Source organism: Crossiella sp. CA-258035 (assembly GCF_030064675.1).
Taxonomy (GTDB): domain Bacteria; phylum Actinomycetota; class Actinomycetes; order Mycobacteriales; family Pseudonocardiaceae; genus Crossiella.
The window spans coordinates 8,608,836-8,625,539 of record NZ_CP116413.1; the positions used below are offsets into that span (position 1 = coordinate 8,608,836).

19 protein-coding genes are annotated in these 16,704 nt (G+C 71.0%); 6 read left to right on the forward strand and 13 right to left on the reverse strand.

The window, feature by feature from the left end:
- Positions 1-67: 67 nt before the first annotated feature.
- Complete coding sequence (locus N8J89_RS38930; protein ID WP_283661869.1) at positions 68-790, forward strand: tetratricopeptide repeat protein; 723 nt, start codon at positions 68-70, stop codon at positions 788-790.
- Here the strand turns inward: N8J89_RS38930 and N8J89_RS38935 are convergent.
- The 9 genes from N8J89_RS38935 to N8J89_RS38975 all read right to left on the reverse strand — a co-directional run bounded on the left by N8J89_RS38935 (position 787) and on the right by N8J89_RS38975 (position 7,674).
- Positions 787-1,875 (reverse strand): DUF3558 domain-containing protein, encoded by a 1,089-nt coding sequence (locus tag N8J89_RS38935; protein WP_283661870.1) that lies wholly within the window; start codon positions 1,873-1,875, stop codon positions 787-789. The genes N8J89_RS38930 and N8J89_RS38935 overlap by 4 nt on opposite strands.
- 111 nt (positions 1,876-1,986) lie before the next feature.
- The gene (locus N8J89_RS38940; RefSeq protein ID WP_283661871.1) at positions 1,987-2,658 is read right to left on the reverse strand and encodes a hypothetical protein; all 672 of its coding nucleotides are present in this window, start codon (positions 2,656-2,658) and stop codon (positions 1,987-1,989) included.
- Positions 2,651-3,367 carry a hypothetical protein gene (locus N8J89_RS38945; protein WP_283661872.1) on the reverse strand — a complete coding sequence of 239 codons (717 nt, stop codon included), beginning with the start codon at positions 3,365-3,367 and terminating at the stop codon, positions 2,651-2,653. Before N8J89_RS38945 ends, N8J89_RS38940 begins: the two co-directional genes overlap by 8 nt.
- 28 nt (positions 3,368-3,395) lie before the next feature.
- On the reverse strand, positions 3,396-4,481 hold the full coding sequence (gene paaE / locus N8J89_RS38950) for a 1,2-phenylacetyl-CoA epoxidase subunit PaaE (protein ID WP_283661873.1): 1,086 nt from the start codon (positions 4,479-4,481) through the stop codon (positions 3,396-3,398).
- Positions 4,481-4,987 (reverse strand): 1,2-phenylacetyl-CoA epoxidase subunit PaaD, encoded by a 507-nt coding sequence (gene paaD / locus N8J89_RS38955; protein ID WP_283661874.1) that lies wholly within the window; start codon positions 4,985-4,987, stop codon positions 4,481-4,483. The genes paaE and paaD overlap by 1 nt, the downstream gene beginning before the upstream one ends.
- A gap of 5 nt (positions 4,988-4,992) precedes the next feature.
- Positions 4,993-5,877 (reverse strand): 1,2-phenylacetyl-CoA epoxidase subunit PaaC, encoded by an 885-nt coding sequence (gene paaC, locus N8J89_RS38960; protein ID WP_283661875.1) that lies wholly within the window; start codon positions 5,875-5,877, stop codon positions 4,993-4,995.
- A gap of 7 nt (positions 5,878-5,884) precedes the next feature.
- Positions 5,885-6,178, reverse strand: a complete 294-nt coding sequence (gene paaB, locus N8J89_RS38965; RefSeq protein WP_086783046.1) for a 1,2-phenylacetyl-CoA epoxidase subunit PaaB — start codon at positions 6,176-6,178, stop codon at positions 5,885-5,887.
- On the reverse strand, positions 6,178-7,131 hold the full coding sequence (gene paaA, locus N8J89_RS38970; protein ID WP_502868384.1) for a 1,2-phenylacetyl-CoA epoxidase subunit PaaA: 954 nt from the start codon (positions 7,129-7,131) through the stop codon (positions 6,178-6,180). The genes paaB and paaA overlap by 1 nt, the downstream gene beginning before the upstream one ends.
- A gap of 276 nt (positions 7,132-7,407) precedes the next feature.
- Positions 7,408-7,674, reverse strand: a complete 267-nt coding sequence (locus N8J89_RS38975; RefSeq protein WP_283661876.1) for a hypothetical protein — start codon at positions 7,672-7,674, stop codon at positions 7,408-7,410.
- 46 nt (positions 7,675-7,720) lie between these two features.
- Between N8J89_RS38975 and N8J89_RS38980 the strand changes: the two genes are divergently transcribed.
- The 3 genes from N8J89_RS38980 to N8J89_RS38990 are packed head-to-tail and all read left to right on the forward strand — an operon-like array spanning position 7,721 to position 9,221.
- A complete protein-coding gene (locus N8J89_RS38980) occupies positions 7,721-8,068 on the forward strand; it encodes a hypothetical protein (RefSeq protein WP_283661877.1) in 348 nt (115 codons plus the stop codon).
- Positions 8,065-8,811 carry a WXG100 family type VII secretion target gene (locus N8J89_RS38985; RefSeq protein WP_283661878.1) on the forward strand — a complete coding sequence of 249 codons (747 nt, stop codon included), beginning with the start codon at positions 8,065-8,067 and terminating at the stop codon, positions 8,809-8,811. The genes N8J89_RS38980 and N8J89_RS38985 overlap by 4 nt, the downstream gene beginning before the upstream one ends.
- 14 nt (positions 8,812-8,825) lie before the next feature.
- Positions 8,826-9,221, forward strand: coding sequence for a hypothetical protein (locus N8J89_RS38990; RefSeq protein ID WP_283661879.1), 396 nt, complete (start codon positions 8,826-8,828; stop codon positions 9,219-9,221).
- A 6-nt stretch (positions 9,222-9,227) separates the two neighbouring features.
- Here N8J89_RS38990 and N8J89_RS38995 read toward each other — a convergent pair whose 3' ends face one another.
- Positions 9,228-9,695: a DUF3592 domain-containing protein gene (locus tag N8J89_RS38995; RefSeq protein WP_283661880.1), complete on the reverse strand. Its 468-nt coding sequence runs from the start codon at positions 9,693-9,695 to the stop codon at positions 9,228-9,230.
- 53 nt (positions 9,696-9,748) lie between these two features.
- On the opposite strand from N8J89_RS38995, the gene N8J89_RS39000 reads away from it, so the two are divergent.
- On the forward strand, positions 9,749-10,984 hold the full coding sequence (locus tag N8J89_RS39000; RefSeq protein ID WP_283661881.1) for an isochorismate synthase: 1,236 nt from the start codon (positions 9,749-9,751) through the stop codon (positions 10,982-10,984).
- Between the two features lie 53 nt (positions 10,985-11,037).
- Here the strand turns inward: N8J89_RS39000 and N8J89_RS39005 are convergent, their stop codons facing one another.
- The 3 genes from N8J89_RS39005 to menB all read right to left on the reverse strand — a co-directional run bounded on the left by N8J89_RS39005 (position 11,038) and on the right by menB (position 15,342).
- The gene (locus tag N8J89_RS39005) at positions 11,038-12,561 is read right to left on the reverse strand and encodes a M1 family metallopeptidase (RefSeq protein WP_283661882.1); all 1,524 of its coding nucleotides are present in this window, start codon (positions 12,559-12,561) and stop codon (positions 11,038-11,040) included.
- Between the two features lie 133 nt (positions 12,562-12,694).
- Positions 12,695-14,476, reverse strand: a complete 1,782-nt coding sequence (gene menD / locus N8J89_RS39010) for a 2-succinyl-5-enolpyruvyl-6-hydroxy-3-cyclohexene-1-carboxylic-acid synthase (RefSeq protein ID WP_283661883.1) — start codon at positions 14,474-14,476, stop codon at positions 12,695-12,697.
- A complete protein-coding gene (gene menB, locus N8J89_RS39015; protein ID WP_502868385.1) occupies positions 14,473-15,342 on the reverse strand; it encodes a 1,4-dihydroxy-2-naphthoyl-CoA synthase in 870 nt (289 codons plus the stop codon). Before menB ends, menD begins: the two co-directional genes overlap by 4 nt.
- 18 nt (positions 15,343-15,360) lie before the next feature.
- On the opposite strand from menB, the gene menE reads away from it, so the two are divergent.
- Entirely contained in the window at positions 15,361-16,533 is a 1,173-nt protein-coding gene (gene menE / locus N8J89_RS39020; RefSeq protein WP_283661884.1) for an o-succinylbenzoate--CoA ligase, read from the forward strand.
- The last annotated feature ends 171 nt before the right edge of the window (positions 16,534-16,704 follow it).

Here is a 16,704-nt window from a genome sequence, read left to right on the forward strand (position 1 = left end):
CCCGGCGGAGCAGCCCCACTGCGTCATAGGTCACAGAAGATTCGACCGTTATCGCCAGACTTCATCCATGACCACCGAAGTCCAGACGGACCGGCTGCGCACCATCGTGCGGGCCAAGTGGGGACTGCGGACCCCCGGCTCCTCCCCGGCCGACGAACAGGTGCTGGCCGCCGACGAACTGGCGCTGGCGCAGGACCACGAGGGCGCGCTGACCGGCTACCGCACCGCGCTCGCCCAGGACCCGGCCAACGAGGTCGCCGCGCTGGGCGAGGTGGTCGCGCTGCTGGCCACCGGCGCCACCCAGCCGGCCTTATCGATCATGGAGACCCGGTTCGCCCAGCACCAGGGCGATCCGGTGACCCGCTTCCACCTCGGCCTCGCGCTGTACGCGCACAGCCTGGAGGTCAGGGCGCACACCAGGGGCGGCGCGCCGATGATCATCTCGCGGCGGCAGGCGGAGACCTGCCGGTCGCTGGCCGACCGGATCACCGCGCTGGGCCTGGACGATCCGCTGCTCAACCAGGCCGCGGCGGACCTGCGCGCGGAGACCGAGGCGGACCAGGCGTGGGTGTGGAGTCCCGGCACCCGGTACCTGCCGGTGGTCATCGGGCTCGGCCTGAGCCTGCTGTTGCTGGCGCTGGGCGCGGCGGCCGAGGACGGCACGCCGATGGTCATCGGCGGACTGCTCGGCGCGGTGACCCTGTTCCTGCACGTGGTGCTGAACCGGCGGCAGCGCCTGGACCTGCGCTCCCGCCGGTACGCCCGGCTACTGACCCATCGCGGGGCCTAGAGCCCGGCGAGCACCTGCTCGGTGGCCTGGTTCACCGTGCCGCAGTCGGCGGGCGGCACCTGCTTGCCGTTCGGCGGCTTGCTGAAGTCGATCGAGACGTCGGCCTCCACCTTGACCAGGTGGGCGCTGAACTTCACGTCCTTCTGCCCCGGCTTCACCGTGATCGAGTTCATGCAACGGCCACCCTTGCCCTGGTCCACGCTCATCACCCGGACCCCCGGCAGGTCGGCCATGGTGATCTTCTCGGCGCGCAGGCCGCCGCTGGAGTTGGCCTCGGGCTCGTCGTCGAGGTCCCAGCTGACGCTGACCAGCAGCTTGAGCGGCTCGGTCGGGCTGGTCAGGTAGATCCGGCAGTCGTACGGGCTGACGTAGTCCACCCGCTGGAGCTGGTAGTTCGGGTACAGCGCGGTGAGCTGGTCCTTCTTGGCGCACGGGTCCTTGCCGAGCAGGCGGCTGTCCGCGGCCGCGGTGCGCACGGGCGGCGACTCCAGCTTCGGCGCGAGCTGGGCCAGGTAGGCGCCTGCCTGCTGGCAGCGCTCGGGCCAGGGCGCGGGCTTGCCGGTGTTGGGCACCATCCGGGCGCGCAGGGTGGCGGAGAAGTCGGTCTGGCCGAGCTGGATCTTGGCGTGGCAGGTGTCGTCCTTGTCGCCGCTGCTGAAGGTCGGGAAGTAGACCTTGCGGCCGCCGACGTCCTCGGCCTTGTCCTTGGCCTTGTCCTTCGGCTCGTACGGCGCGCCCACCTTGAGCTCGAAGAGCCAGAAGTGCTCGGCGTTGGGCGTGCCGCCGATCCCGGTGCAGCCGTGGAAGCCCGGCCCGGGGGTGACGATCACCTTGGGCCCGAACTTCTTCAGGAACTCCTGGTCGTGCAGCGCGCAGATGTCGGCTTCCTGGATCTTCTTCATCAGCGCGACCGCGGTCTCGGAGGACTTGTCCGACTCCACGGGCGCGCCCGGCCGGGCGGTGCTGGTGGGCCGGGCGGCGCCGCTGGGCGTGGGCCCGGCCTGCGGGGTGCCGGGAACGGCGGTGGTGCAGCCCGCCGCGATCACCGCGACAAGGCCGACGACTCCGGGGAGGAGACGGGACATGGCTGACATGGGGTCCTCTGGCGCACTCGGTCTGGTCCTTCCCCCCGTTCGGCGGAACGGTAACAGCGGGACCAGCCCCGCCGCCGGGAAACGAACTGATCAGGCGATGCCTCAGTCCGCCTGGCGCAGGTGCGGCAGCTGCTGTTCGAGCAGCTGGAGCTGACTGTCCACCCGCTTGAGGTCGGGCTGGGCCATCAGCTGGGTGATCAGCTCGCCGATCCGGCGCTCGGTGGCGGAGAACTCCGCGGCCGCGGCCACCAGCCGCCGGTACAGCGGGTGCTCGGTGAGCCGGGGCTGCCGGGGCGGGTGCAGGCGGCGGCCGGTCTCGGCCAGCGAGCGCGCGGTGGGCAGCTCGGCCCGCATGGTGGCCACGATCTGGCCGAGCCAGTCCCGCGCGGGCGAGGGCGGCACCTGGGCCAGGGCCTGGTCGCAGCGCCACACCGGCCCCTCGCAGTCGGCCAGCAGCCGGGACCAGGCGTCGTTGACCGGCGGCAGCGGCGGCAGCGGCCGGTGTGCGGGCATCGGCGGCGGCAGCGCCGGGCGGCGGCGCTCCCCCACCGTGCTGACCGCCATCACCACGCCGCCGATGACCAGTCCGGGCAGCCCGCCCACGATGGCCGGGCCGAACAGCAGGGCGAACACCGAGATCACCGCGGTGCCGCCGACGAAGGACCCGCTGATGATCAGCAGCAGCAGGAAGGGCAGGAAGACCACGCCGTAGCCGATCAGGAACCCGGTCAGCACCGGGTTGTGCTGGCGGCCGCGCGGATCCCGGTCAGTCATGGTTGATCTGACGCAACAGGGACAGCTGCTGTTCCAGCATGCGCAGTTCGTCACCCGCTCGATGCAGCCCCGGCGCGCCGGCCAGCCGCACGATGATCTCGCCGAGGTGCCGTTCGGCCGCGGCGAACTCGGCCACCGCCGCGGCCAGCCGCACCCGCGCCGGGTGCTCGGGCCCGGCGTGCAGCCGCCGCCCGGTCTCGGCCAGCGCCCGCGCCGCGTCCAGCTCCGTGCGCATGGTCCGCAGGATCCGGACCAGCCAGTCCCTGGCCGGGGACGCGGGCACCGCCTCGGCCGCGTGCCCGACCCGGCGCAGCGAACCCGCGCACTCCTCGTACATCGCGGTCCAGACATCCGGCGGTGGCGCGCGGAACTCGGCGGGCCTGGCCATCGAGGGCCGCGGCGGCGCGACCGGCTCCGGCGCGGGTTCCGGGAGCGCCTCGGCGGCCGGGCCGACGCCGCGCAGCAGTCCGAGCGTGGCGCCGCCCAGCGCGCCGAGCCCGCCGCCGACCAGGCTGATCAGCACCAGCACCGGGAGCAGCGGCACATCGGGGTCCACCGGCACCAGCAGCTTGCCGCCGAGAAAGGTCGCCACCGCCCCGGCCAGCGAGCCCAGCGCCGTCGAGGTGGACAGCCGGGGGGCCCGCACGCGGGCCAGCGGCGCGCGCGGCCCTCGCTCGGGCAGGCCCGGGATGCCAGGCAGGGTGGTCACCCACCCCAATTTACGGCCCGCCGCAAGCTCAGGCGTCGAAGTCCACCGTCACGGTGTCGGTCACCGGCAGGGCCTGGCAGGTCAGCACGAACCCGGCCTCGACCTCGTGCGGCTCCAGCGCGAAGTTGCGCCGCATCCGCACCTCGCCCTCGGTGACCTTGGCCCGGCAGGTGCCGCAGACCCCGCCCTTGCAGGCGAAGGGCAGGTCGGCGCGGACCTTCTGCGCGGCGTCCAGGATCGGGGTGTCCCTGGGCAGCGCGAGCACGGTCTCCCGGCCGTCCAGCAGCACCACCACCTCGGCCGCGTCACCGTCCACAATGGACTCTTCTTCGCGGAGGAGCTCGGGCGGCGGCTCGTCGACGTAGAACAGCTCCTGGTGCACCCGCTCGATGGGCACCGCCCTGGCCAGCAGCACGTCCTGGGCCGCGGTGACCATGCCGTAGGGCCCGCACAGCCACCAGTGCGCGACATCCCGCACCGGGACCAGCAGGTCCAGCAGCTTGCCGATCCGCCCGGCGTCCAGCCGCCCGGCGAACAGCTCCACGTCGCCGCGTTCCCGGCTGAGCACGTGCACCAGTTGCAGGCGGCCGCGGTAGGCGTCCTTGAGGTCGGCCAGCTCCTCGGCGAACATCACCGTGTCGCTGCGCCGGTTGCCGTAGAACAGGGTGACCCGGCTGTCCGGGCAGTCGGCGAGCAGGGTGGCCGCGATGGACAGCACCGGGGTGATGCCAGAGCCCGCGGCCAGCAGCACGTGGTGGCCGCCCAGCTCGGTCGGGCTGAACCCGCCGGAGGGCGGCAGCACGTCGATCTTCTCGCCCGCGCGGACCTCGTCCACCAGCCAGGAGGAGAACAGGCCGCCGTCCACCCTGCGCACGCCGATCTGCGGGGCCCGCCCGCGCGGGGCGCAGATCGAGTAGGACCGCCGCTCCTCCACACCGTCGGGGGTGAGCCTGCGCAGGGTCAGGTACTGGCCAGGGCGGAAGGCGAACTCCGCGCTCAGCTCCTCGGGCACCGCGAAGGTGACCGCGACCGCGTCCGCGCACAACTGGTCGACCCTGGCCACCTCCAGGGTGTGGAAGGCCGCGCGGGGGCGCGACATCGCCGGAGCGGCCATCAGATCTCCTTGACGTGCTCGAAGGGTTCGGCGCAGGCCGAGCAGCTGCGCAGGGCCTTGCACGCGGTGGAGGAGAACCGGGACAGCTCGACGGTGTCCCGTGATCCGCAGCGCGGGCAGGGCACCACCGCGCTGGGCGGGTCCAGCCGCAGCGGCACCGGTCCGGCCAGCCGGGGCCCGATCCGCTGGGGCGGCGCGATGCCGTGCTCGGTGAGCTTGCGGCGGCCGTCCTCGCTGATCCAGTCGGTGGTCCAGGCCGGGCTGAGCACGGTGCGCACCTCGACGTGCTCGAACCCGGCTTCGCGCAGGCCCTTGCGCAGGTCGGCGCGCATCTCATCCAGGGCCGGGCAGCCGGAGTAGGTGGGCGTGATGGTGACCAGCACGGCGTCGCCGCTGACCGCGACCTCGCGCAGCACGCCGAGGTCGGCCAGGGTGAGCACGGGCAGCTCGGGGTCGAGCACCGCCTCGGCCGCCGCGCGCGCTCGCTCCACTGTGGACAGTGCCATGGCGGTCACCACACCGCGTCCGGCTGGGAGCGGGCGATGTGCTGCATCTCGGCCAGCAGGTAGCCCATCGGCTTGGAGTGCACGCCGTCCCGCCCGGCCCGGCCGCCCACGGTGGCCAGCGGGAGGACCTCGGGGCGGGTCAGCGTGGCCGCCGACAGCACCTGGTCCAGCACCGCGTCCACCTCCGCGCGCAGTTCGCCGGGGTCCACCGCGACCCCGGCCTCGGCCAGCCGCAGCTCCACCGGGTGCGCGGTGCACAGCTCTTCGAGGTAGGGCCACATCCGGTCCAGCCCGTCCTGCATCCGCCGGTGCGACTCCTCGGTGCCGTCGCCGAGCCGGACGGTCCACTGCGCCGCGTGGTCGCGGTGGTAGGCCAGCTCCTTGACGCCCTTGGCCGCGACCGCGGCGAGCACCGGGTCGGCCGAGGCGGACAGCCTGGTGAACAGCGCCAGCCGGGCGGAGGAGAACAGCAGCAGCCGGGCGATGGTCTGGGCGAAGTCGCCGTTGGGCTGCTCGACCAGCCGGACGTTGCGGAACTCGGTCTCGTCCCGGAAGTAGGCCAGCCGGTCCTCATCACGGCCCGCGCCCTCGGCCTCGCCCGCGCGGGTCAGCAGCAGCCGGGCCTGGCCGAGCAGGTCGAGCGCGATGTTGGCCAGCGCCACGTCCTCCTCCAGCTCGGGCGCGTTCGAGCACCACTCGGCGGTGCGCTGGGACAGCACCAGCGCGTCGTCGCCGAGCATCAGCGCGTACGCGAACAGGTCCTGACGGTCCACTGTGGACGGAAACTCTCTGTCCACTGTGGACATCTCGTCGTGGAAGCCGGAACCGTAGGCCCACCGGGCGTCGTCGTGCTCCTCGGCGAGTGCCTGGTAGGCGTTGTCGAAGGACATCAGTGCCTCACAGGTGCGGGACGCCGTCGGGGATGTCGTAGAAGGTCGGGTGCCGGTAGACCTTGTCCCCGGCGGGCGCGAAGAACGGGTCCTTCTCGTCCGGGCTGGAGGCGGTGATCGCCTCGGCGGGCACCACCCAGATGCTCACACCCTCGTTGCGCCGGGTGTAGAGGTCGCGCGCGTTGCGCACGGCCATCTCCGCGTCCGGGGCGTGCAGCGAGCCGACGTGCACGTGGTTGAGCCCGCGCCGGCCACGCACGAAGACCTCCCACAGCGGCCAGGAGGAACGCACCTCTGCCATCACGCGACTCCCTTCGCCCGTTCCGCCCGCTTGGCCGCGTAGGCCGCGGCCGCCTCCCGCACCCAGGCCCCGTCCTCGTGCGCCCGCCGCCGGTGCTCGATCCGCTCGGCGTTGCACGGCCCGTCGCCCTTGACCACCCGCATCAGCTCGGCGAAGTCCGGCGTGCCGAAGTCGTAGTGCCCGCGGGCTTCGTTCCAGCGCAGCTCCGGGTCGGGGAAGGTGACGCCGAGCGCCTCGGCCTGCGGCACCGACATGTCCACGAACTTCTGCCGCAGCTCGTCGTTGGTGTGCCGCTTGATCCGCCAGGCCATGGACCGCTCGGTGTTCGGCGAGCTGTCATCCGGCGGCCCGAACATCATCAGCGACGGCCACCACCAGCGGTCCACCGCCTCCTGCACCATCCGCCGCTGGTTCTCGCTGCCCCGCATCATGGTCATCAGCAGCTCGTAGCCCTGCCGCTGGTGGAAGGACTCCTCCTTGCAGACCCTGATCATCGCGCGGGCGTACGGCCCGTAGCTGGTGCGGCACAACGGCACCTGGTTGCAGATCGCCGCCCCGTCCACCAGCCAGCCGATCACGCCCACGTCGGCGAAGGTCAGCGTGGGGTAGTTGAAGATCGAGGAGTACTTCTGCCGCCCGCTGATCAGCTTCTCGGTCAGGTCGGTCCGGTCCGCGCCCAGCGTGGCCGCCGCCGCGTACAGGTACAGCCCGTGGCCGGCCTCGTCCTGCACCTTGGCCAACAGGATCGCCTTGCGCCGCAGGCTGGGCGCCCGGCTGATCCAGTTGCCCTCCGGCTGCATCCCGATGATCTCCGAATGCGCGTGCTGGGCGATCTGGCGGATCAGGGTGGCCCGGTAGGCCTCCGGCATCCAGTCCCTCGGCTCGATCCGCCCGTCCGCGGTGACCGTGGCGGTGAACTCGGCTTCCAGCTCTGGCGGTTCGGTTTCGAGCACGGCAGGCACCTCCGGCCGGTTCGGGAACACGCTCGATGTTACACCGAATCGCCGGAGTTGGAAGAAAGTGTCACATCAGGTTTGGGTGACCGTCCACCCGGACGAACTGACGGTTGCCAACCACTCACAGCCAGCTGCTAGCTTGAGATCACCTGGGGGAACCGCCGGGCGCGATCGCGCCCAGGGCGGCAGGGGTGCAGCCATGCACAGGAGGGGACCGATGACCACGGGGGATGGACCGCCGTCACCGGCACGGAGACGGGCACAGGTCGAAGTTCACAGCGGAATGTAGGCGAAACACATTCCAGCGATCACGAGAGCCCCTACTGCGCCGACAACGGACCAGGCGGATCCACGTTTGGTCGGCGCACGCCAGGAAATCACCGCGAGGACTGTGGCCACCAGGCATACTCCAAGCGTCACGAAGCTCTTCGTAATCGGATAGAAGTAGACCAGAATCGCAGCGCAGGTCGTGATCGCAACCACGGCCCAGCACACACGATCGCGGAGTGGTTGCCAAGGATCGTAGGTTTCATAGGCCACGTTTGAGATGCTACCGCAGCAGCGGACTAAGACGGAGGGGATGCGGATGGGTTTCAAAGCCGACTATCGGGTGATCGATGGCTACCGACAGCTTGTCCGACGAGCCTGGGACGACACTCAGGAGGCTCAAGGGTATGCGAACAAGTACTGCGATGTGCCGCGAGCAGATCAGGGGTGGCTGCAACTACTCGGCGATGCCAACGAAGCAGTCTCGAACAGCGTGCAGGACCTGCTAGGCAGGATCCACAGTGTGGTCAACTCAGCTCACGGTGAGCTGAGTGGAGTCGTGGAGCACTACAAGCTCACCGACACCGGAGCCGCCGCACGTGTCGACCAGACCTATCCGAAGGTCGACCGGATCACCGAGGGCAAGCTGGACAACGGAGGCAGGTGACCATGTCCGTCCCGAGTGTCAGCATGGCAAGTGCCGCTACGCACCTGGTCCCTCCAGGAAAACCGGCCGAGTTCCAAGACCCCCTGGCCATCCTCAACGCGATCTCGGACGGACTGAGCCCTTCCTGGTGGCTGAACGAGGTTTTCGCAGCCACTATCGGCTTCAATCCCATCCAGGAAGTCACCCAATGGGTCATCGGCGATTGGGAAAGTTTCGCACGCTGCGCGAAGGCTTACGAGTCACTCGGCAAATGCCTGAATTCAGTTGGAGACAGCCTGAAAGGCGGTCTCGGCACTCTTGATTCTGGTTGGCAGGGAAATGCCGCCGATGCCGCGCACGTCTACTTCCAAGACCTCGCCAAGGCCATCGGCGACAAGCAGCAGGATCTGCAGGAGCTGCACGACGAGTACATGAAGGCCGCCCGGGGGATCTGGGAGTTCGCCAAGGGGGCCGGCGACCTGATCAAAGAGATCCTTGACATGGCGATCATCGCCGCTGTCGAGATCGCGGCCGGAGCTGCGCTCAGCTGGACCGGAGTGGGCATGGCCATCGCATGGGCGCTGGCCGCGTTGGAGTGCGTTGCCATCGTCAAAGCATGGGCCTCTGTGGTGGGGCTGATCAACAAAACTCAGATGATCGTGTACATGGCACACGGGTTCGGGATGCGGGTCGCCGGGACGCTCGGAAACCCGACGAGCATTCCGTTCCCGGAAACGACCTACAGCCACCCCGCCGTGAAGTGAGACAAGGACATTTCATGCCCGCCGAAGACGACCCGCTGCTCGACATCGCCAAGGACCCGGCTCGCGCCAAGGCGTTGCGCCAGTCACTCGAACGGCTGGCCGCCGGGGCGGGAGGCTCAGCCCTGGCCGAGATGGCCAACGACGTGCTCACCGGCCGCAGCGACCTGCGCACCGCGGTCCTGTCTGGTACCTACGCGGAAGCGTTGAATTCCCGCGTGCAGCAGTTCAGCACGTGGTACCAGGGCCTGTCCGAGCAGGAGAAAGAGGAACAGACCGAGCGTGCCAGGGCTCACCTCGACCAACTGCGGAACGAGGATCAGCCACCTCCACCGCCAAGCCGGAACCGGACCCGCCCAGCGGATGACGGTGACGATGAACCGCCGAACAGCTTCCTCAGGGACGCCTGGTAGGCAGCGTCAACTGCGACGCTTCTCCAGCCAACGGACCAGCGGATACGCGATCACCCACACGCCGGCGATCACCGCGATGATCGGCCAGATGCCCATCCAGGCGTGCCGCCCGGCGACCCGGACCAGGTCGTCGGGGGCGTTGAGGTCGTACTCGACCTGGACCATGTTGCCCTCGGCCAGGCCCTGCGGGTACAGGATGCCGCGGCTGGGGCTGTGGATGGCGCCGTCGGGGGTGTTGTAGCGGACGATGGTGCGGCCGAAGGTGACCGCCTGGACCTCGGCCACGGCGGTGCCGGTGCGCTTGCCGATCTTGTAGTCGTTGACCAGCATCGCGCCGAAGAGCACCACGCACATCAGGGTGAGCAGGCTCGCGGCCGCCAGCACCGCGACCGAGGTGCGGCGCAGCCTGCGCGGCTTGGGCAGTGTCGCCACGCGACGGCGCAGCCGGTCCAGTAGTCCTGCGTTCTCCGCCACAGCACGAACTGTAGTGCGCGCGGCCGGGCGGGCGCGGGCCATACGCTGCTGGGGTGACCTTCGCTCCGTCTCGCCACAGCGCGCGCGCCGTGCGGGTGCGCACCCGGGAGCTGCCCGCCGGGGTTGACCTGCTCGGACAGCTGCCCGACGCCGACGACGTGCTCGCCTGGGTGCGGGCAGGGGACGGTCTGGTCGGCTGGGGAGTCGCGGCCGAGTTCCGCTGCTCCGGGCCGGACCGGTTCGCCGCGGCGGATGACTGGTGGCGGGAGCTGCGCGCCTCGCTGGAAGTCGAGGACGAGGTGGGACTGCCCGGGACCGGGGCGGTGGCCTTTGTCAGCGTGACGTTCGCGGACGGGCCTGAGGAGTCAGTGCTGGTGGTGCCGCGGGTGATCGTCGGGCAACGCGATGGGCGGGCCTGGCGGACCGAGATCGGCGAGGTGGCCGGGGACCCGGTGCGGCCGGTGCGCGGGCCGGGACTGGTGCGCTACGCCGAGGGCCAGCTGCCGGTGACCCGGTACCGGGAGGCGGTGCGGGCCGCGGTGGCCCGGATGCGGGCCGGGGAGCTGGCCAAGGTGGCGCTCGCGCACGACCTGCTGGCCACCGCGGCCGAGCCGTTCGACCCCCGGTTCCTGCTGGCCGGGCTGGCCCGCCGGTACCCGAGCTGCTGGGCCTACTCGGTGGCCGGGCTGGTCGGCGCGACCCCGGAGTTGTTGTTGCGGCGCAACGGGTCCGAGTTCTCCTCCCGGGTGCTGGCCGGGACCACCTGGCCGCGCGAGGGCGCTACCGAGGACGAGCTGGCCGCGGAGCTGCTGGCCTCGGCGAAGAACCGGGAGGAGCACGAGTACGCGGTGCGCTCCTTCGTGGACTGCCTCGGCCCGCTGTGCGCCGAGCTGGATGCCCCGCCCACACCGGAGGTGCTGCGGCTGCGCAACGTGCTGCACCTGTCCACCGACGTGCGCGGCCGGCTGCACGACGACGGGTCGCTGCTGCGGCTGGCCCAGGCGGTGCACCCGACCGCGGCGGTGGGCGGCACGCCGACGCCGGACGCGGTGGCGCTGATCGCCGAACTGGAGGGCATGGACCGGGGCCGCTACGCCGGTCCGGTGGGCTGGATCGACGGCGCGGGCGACGGCGAGCTGGGCATCGCGCTGCGGTGCGCGCAGCTGGACGGCAACACCGCGCGGCTGTTCGCCGGGTGCGGGATCGTGGCCGACTCGGATCCGGACACCGAGGTGGCCGAGGCGCGGGCGAAGATGATCCCGGTGCGGGACGCGCTCGAAGGCGCATAGGAAACGGCGGGATCCCCTTCGCGGAGCAGGGGATCCCGCCGTCCTTTGTGGACCTACTTGCCCGCGCGGGCGGACAGGTCGTGCAGGATCTGCTGGTTCTCGATCGCCTTCTTGGCGTTCTTCGGCTCCTTCACCTTGGGCGCGCGCTCGGTGCCCTGGGTGGAGACCTCGGGGTTGAGCTTCGGCTTGCCCTTGGTGAACAGCCAGGTGTTGAAGACCTCGTCCAGCTTCTTGCCGGAGAGCACCTCGGCCAGCGCCTTGAACTCCTCGATGGTGGCGTTGCCGTACTTCTTGTTCTCGGTCCAGGTCTTCACCGTCTGGAAGAAGACCTGGTCGCCGACGGTCTTGCGGATCGCGTGCAGGGCCATCGCGCCGCGGTCGTACACCGCGCCGTGGAACTCGTTGCCCGAGCCCGGCTCGCCGATGACGACCTGCCAGAACGGGTCGTTCTCGGCGTAGCGCGCGTAGGTGAAGTCGAACCACTCCTGCGCGGTGCCCTCACCCTTGTGCTCCGACCACAGCCAGGGCGCGTAGGTGGCGAAGCCCTCGTTCAGCCAGATGTTGCGCCACTTGGCCACCGACACCGAGTCGCCGAACCACTGGTGCGCCAGCTCGTGCACCACCACGTTGACGTTGGTGCCGTTGCGGAAGAAGCCGGTCGCGTAGGTCGGCCGGGTCTGGTTCTCCAGCGCGAAGGTCAGGCCCTCCTTGGGCACCACCCCGCCCTGCGCCTCGAACGGCCACTCGCCGAAGACGGTCTCCAGGAACTCGATCACCTCGGGCGTGCGCTCCAGCGAGGCCTTGGCCGCGCCCTCGAACTCGCCGAGGCCCTCGGAGTAGGCCGTGATGAACGGCTGGCCCTTGTGCCCGGTGCTCTGGTGGATCTCGAACTGGCCGATGGTCAGGAAGGCCAGGTAGGTCGCCATCGGCTTGGTGGAGCGCCAGTTCCAGCGGGTCCAGCCGCCCGGCTGCACCGCCCGGCTCTTCAGTGAGCCGTTGGAGAGCACCTCCACCCCGGTGGGCACCGCGACGCTGATGTCGAAGGTCGCCTTGTCCGTGGGGTGGTCGTTGCTCGGGTACCACCAGCGCGCGATGTGCGGCTCGTTGATCGCGGTCGCGCCGTCGGAGGTGCGCTTCCACAGCGTCTGGCCGTTGATCTTGACCGTGGAGGGCACGCCCTCGTACTCCACCACCACGGTCAGCAGCGAGCCCTTGGCCGCCAGCCGGCCCGGGGTCACCACCAGCTCGGCCTCGGGGGTCTGGGTGAAGCTCGCCTTGGCCCCGTTGACCCGCACCGACTTCACCGGCAGCGCGAAGTCCAGGTTGAACCGGGTCAGGTCCTGGGTCGCCGCGGCCACGATGGTCGTGGTGCCGGTCAGCGTGTCGCTGGCCGGTTGGTACTTCAGGCGGATGTCGTAGTGCGAGACGTCGTATCCGCCGTTGCCGTCGTTCGGGTGGTACTCGTCACCGATGCCGGGAGTACCGACCGAATCGATGCCAGCCGACGCCGGCCACGCGAGCAGCGCGACGGCCGCTGCCGTCGCCGCCGCCACGCGGAGGCTGTGTCGTCGAAGCATGGTTGCCCCTCCTGAGTGCGATCGTGCAGGTAATCGCGCAGGCTGGAACATAGCCAGATGCGCAGGTCAGCACCAGGCTGTTACCGGTATGTCCAGGACATGGGATCAGGTGAAACGGAAAAACTGAACGAGATCAGGACGCGGTGATCACAGCGCGCACCCTGGTCCGCAACAGCTCGTGCACGGCGCGCAGCCGTTGCCGGTCCGCGCGCACCTCCACCACCTGGATGCCCGGCGCCGGTCGCAGCGCCGCCCGGAAGTCCGCCCCGTCGGTCGCCAGCCGGTACCGGATGCCGTAACCGGCGCACAGCGCGCCGAGGTCGGAGCCGTGCGGGGTGCCGAAGACCCGCTCGAAGGAGTCCGAGTGGTCCGGCGAACCCTGCTCCAGCAAGGAGAAGATGCCGCCACCGTCGTCGTTGAGCACCACGATGGTCAGGTCCGGCCGCTGCTCCAGCGGGCCGAGCAGCAGGCCGTTGAGGTCGTGCAGGAAGGTCAGGTCGCCGAGCAGCGCGTAGCCGTGGCCGATCCGGCTGTCCGCGCTGACCGCGCCGAGCACCGCGCCGATCGCGCTGGAGATGCTGCCGTCGATACCGGCCACGCCGCGGTTGGAGATCACCACCGGGCCGAGCCTGCGCGCGCCGACCAGGTCGATGTCGCGCACCGGGTTGGAGCTGCCCAGGAACAGCACCGCGTCCTCGGGCAGCTCGCTCATCAGCGCGCGGGCCACGTGCAGCCCGGTGGGCCACTGCTCACCGGCGAGCAGCTCCTCCACCACCGAGGAGGCCAGCGCGTCGGCCTGCTGCCAGTCGGTCAGCCAGTCCGGGTCGCCGGGATAGGTCTCCACCCAGTTGCGGCTGCCCTGCTCGATGTCCATGGCCGCGTAGTTGAGGTCGTCCAGGCCGAGGTAGCCGGTCACGTGCGTGGCCACGTGCTGCGGGTCGGCCCAGGACTCGCCGTTGCGCACCACGTGCACCACCGGCACCGTCTTGAGCAGCTTCTGCACGCCACGGGACAGGGTGGGCCGCCCGATCACCACCACCGAGTCCGGCCGCAGCCGCTCGGGCAGCTCGCCCGCGTTGAGCAGCAGCGAACCGTGTTGCAGCACCACCGCGCCGGAGGCCACCGGCCCGCCCATCGCGGTCGGTTCGGTGATCACCGGCCAGCCCAGCTTGGCCGCCACCTCGCAGGCGGAGTGCGCGGCGTTGAGGTCGGCATCGCCCACCACGACCAGGGTGCGCGGCCGCAGGTGGAAGATCGGGCCGCCGCCGACCGGGTCGGTGCCGACGAAGCCGGGGCTGACCGAGGTCCAGCGCTCGGACTCCGGCCGCCCGTCCAGCGGCTCCGGCCAGTCGGCGAGGTCCCCGTCCGGCACCAGCGGCTCCCGGAACGGGATGTTCACGTGCACCGGGGTGCCGGTGTCGGCCTGCACCACCGCGCGGCAGACCAGCCCGCGCCACACCGCGTTCTGCCCGGCCCGCCGCTCGGCCACCGGGAAGTCGATGGTGGTCGCCGCGCCGCCGTAGACGCCGTTCTGCTGGATGGTCTGGTTCGCCCCGGTGCCGTAGACCTCCGGCGGCCGGTCCGCGGTGACCACCAGTAGCGCGGCGCCCGAGTGGTACGCCTCCAGCACCGCCGGGTGCAGGTTCGCAACCGCGGTGCCGGAGGTGCACACCACGGCGGCGAACCCGCGCCGGTGCGGCCGGTGCGCCAGTCCCTTGGCCAGGCCGAGGGCGAGGAAGCCCGCGGTGCGCTCGTCGATGCGCACGTGCAGGGTGAGCCTGCCTGCCGTCGCGGCCTCGTAGAGGGCGAAGGACAGCGGAGCGTTGCGCGAGCCGGGGCAGAGCACGACCTGACGCACGTCGTTGCGGATCAGCTCGTCAACGACGACCCTGGCTTGCGCTGTGGAAGGGTTCACGGTCGCTTCGGGAACTTCCCGAAGTCGGGCTTGCGCCGCTCGGTGTAGGCGTTGCGGCCTTCCTGCGCCTCTTCGGACATGTAGAAGAGCAGGGTGGCATCACCCGCGAGCTGCTGGATGCCGGCCAGGCCGTCGTCGGCGGCGTTGTGCGAGGCCTTGAGCATGCGCAGGGCCAGCGGCGAGTGCTGGAGCATCTCGCGGCACCACTGCACGGTTTCCTTCTCCAGGTCCTTCAGCGGCACCACCGTGTTGACCAGGCCCATGGCCTCGGCCTGCTGGGCGTCGTACTGGCGGCACAGGTACCAGATCTCGCGGGCCTTCTTCTGCCCGACCATCCTGGCCAGCAGACCGGAGCCGTAGCCACCGTCGAAGGAACCGACCTTGGGGCCGGTCTGGCCGAACCTGGCGTTGTCCGCGGCGATGGTCAGGTCGCAGACGATGTGCAGCACGTGGCCGCCGCCGATGGCGTACCCGGCGACCATGGCGATCACCGGCTTGGGCGTGCGGCGGATCTGGATCTGGAGGTCGAGCACGTTCAGGCGGCCGATGCCCTTCTGGGCCACCTCGTCCTCGCCGATGTAGCCGTCGTTGCCGCGGATGCGCTGGTCACCGCCGGAGCAGAAGGCCAGGTCACCCTGCCCGGTGAGGATGATGACGCCGACCTGGTCGTCGTCGCGCGCCCGGTTGAAGGCGTCGGAGAGCTCGAAGAGGGTCTGCGGCCGGAACGCGTTGCGCACCTCTGGCCGGTTGATCGTGATCTTGGCGATGCCCTCCGCGGTCTCGTACCGGATGTCCCGGTAGTCGCCATCCGACTTCCAGTCGGCAGCGAGCTCGATCGAGGAGTGGGCGGGGTCGGTCGCGGTCACAAGATTAGGCTAACCCCGATGCGCCGCCGTCCGATTCTGACCCTGACCTGCGACAACACCGCAGGCTCGGCTAGTGATGCTCACCACGCCCTGCGCGCCGCGCTGGACGGCGGTCCGGCGCTGTTGCCGCTGGCCCCGGGCCTGGCCGGAGCGCGGGTGGCCGCCGCCCTCAGACCGGAAGAGGGTGAGCAAGACCTCGGTGTGGCACTGATCGTGCCCACCTCCGGCTCGACCGGGACGCCCAAGGGCGTGCTGCTCACCGAGGCCGCGCTGCGCGCCTCGGCGGCCGCCACGCACGAGCGGCTGGGCGGTCCCGGCCGCTGGCTGCTCGCGCTGCCGGTGCACCACATCGCCGGACTCCAGGTGCTCACTCGGTCCCTACTGGCCGGTTTCGACCCCTGCGTGCTCGACTCCGCCACCGGCTTCCGCCCGGCCGCCTTCGCCGCGGCCGCCGAGCCGCTGCTGGCGCAGGGGCGGGCCTACACCGCGCTGGTGCCGACCCAGCTCTCCCGTCTGGTCGCCGAGGGCGGCGCGGCGCTGGCCGCGCTGCGCGGGTTCGCCGCGGTGATCGTCGGCGGCGCGGCCACCCCGCCCGCGCTGCTGCGCGCGGCCAGGGCCGCGGGGGTGGCGGTGACCACCACCTACGGCATGAGCGAGACCGCGGGCGGCTGTGTCTACGACGGCTTGCCGCTGACCGGGGCCAGGGTCCGGCTGGCCGAGGGCGGCGCGGTGGAGCTGGGCGGTCCGATGCTGGCCAATGGCTACCGGCTGGCCCCGGACTCCACCGCGGCGGTGTTCGCCGACGGCTGGTTCCGCACCGGCGACCTGGGCCGCTTCACCGGGGACGGGCGGCTGGAGATCCTCGGCCGGGCCGACGACGTGATCATCACCGGTGGCGAGAAGGTGCCACCGGCGCTGGTCGAGCGCGCGCTCACGGACTGCCCCGGCGTGCTGGAGGCCTGCGTGGTCGGCGTGCCCGATCCGGAGTGGGGGCAGGCGGTCGCGGCCGCGGTGGTGCCTGCCGACTGGACCGAGCCGCCCGCGCCGGAGCGGTTGCGCGAGGCGGTCCGGGAGGTCGCGGGCCGGGCCTGCGCGCCGCGCCGGGTGCTGTTCCTGCCGGAGCTGCCCCTGCGCGGACCAGGCAAGATCGACCGGCGCGCGGTCGGCGAGCTGTTGGCCGAACCCGACTAGGCCAAACTGGTTACCAACTTTCAACTAGTTCATACGATCCGTTGACAGATCACCACTGGTCCGGTTTCCCTGTCTGGGCGATCCGGACATGCGGCCCCTGCTGCGGTTGATCCGCTCCGCGTGCTCCGGGGAACGGAGCAGTCATGCGCGTCCCGAACAAGGCCCGGACGC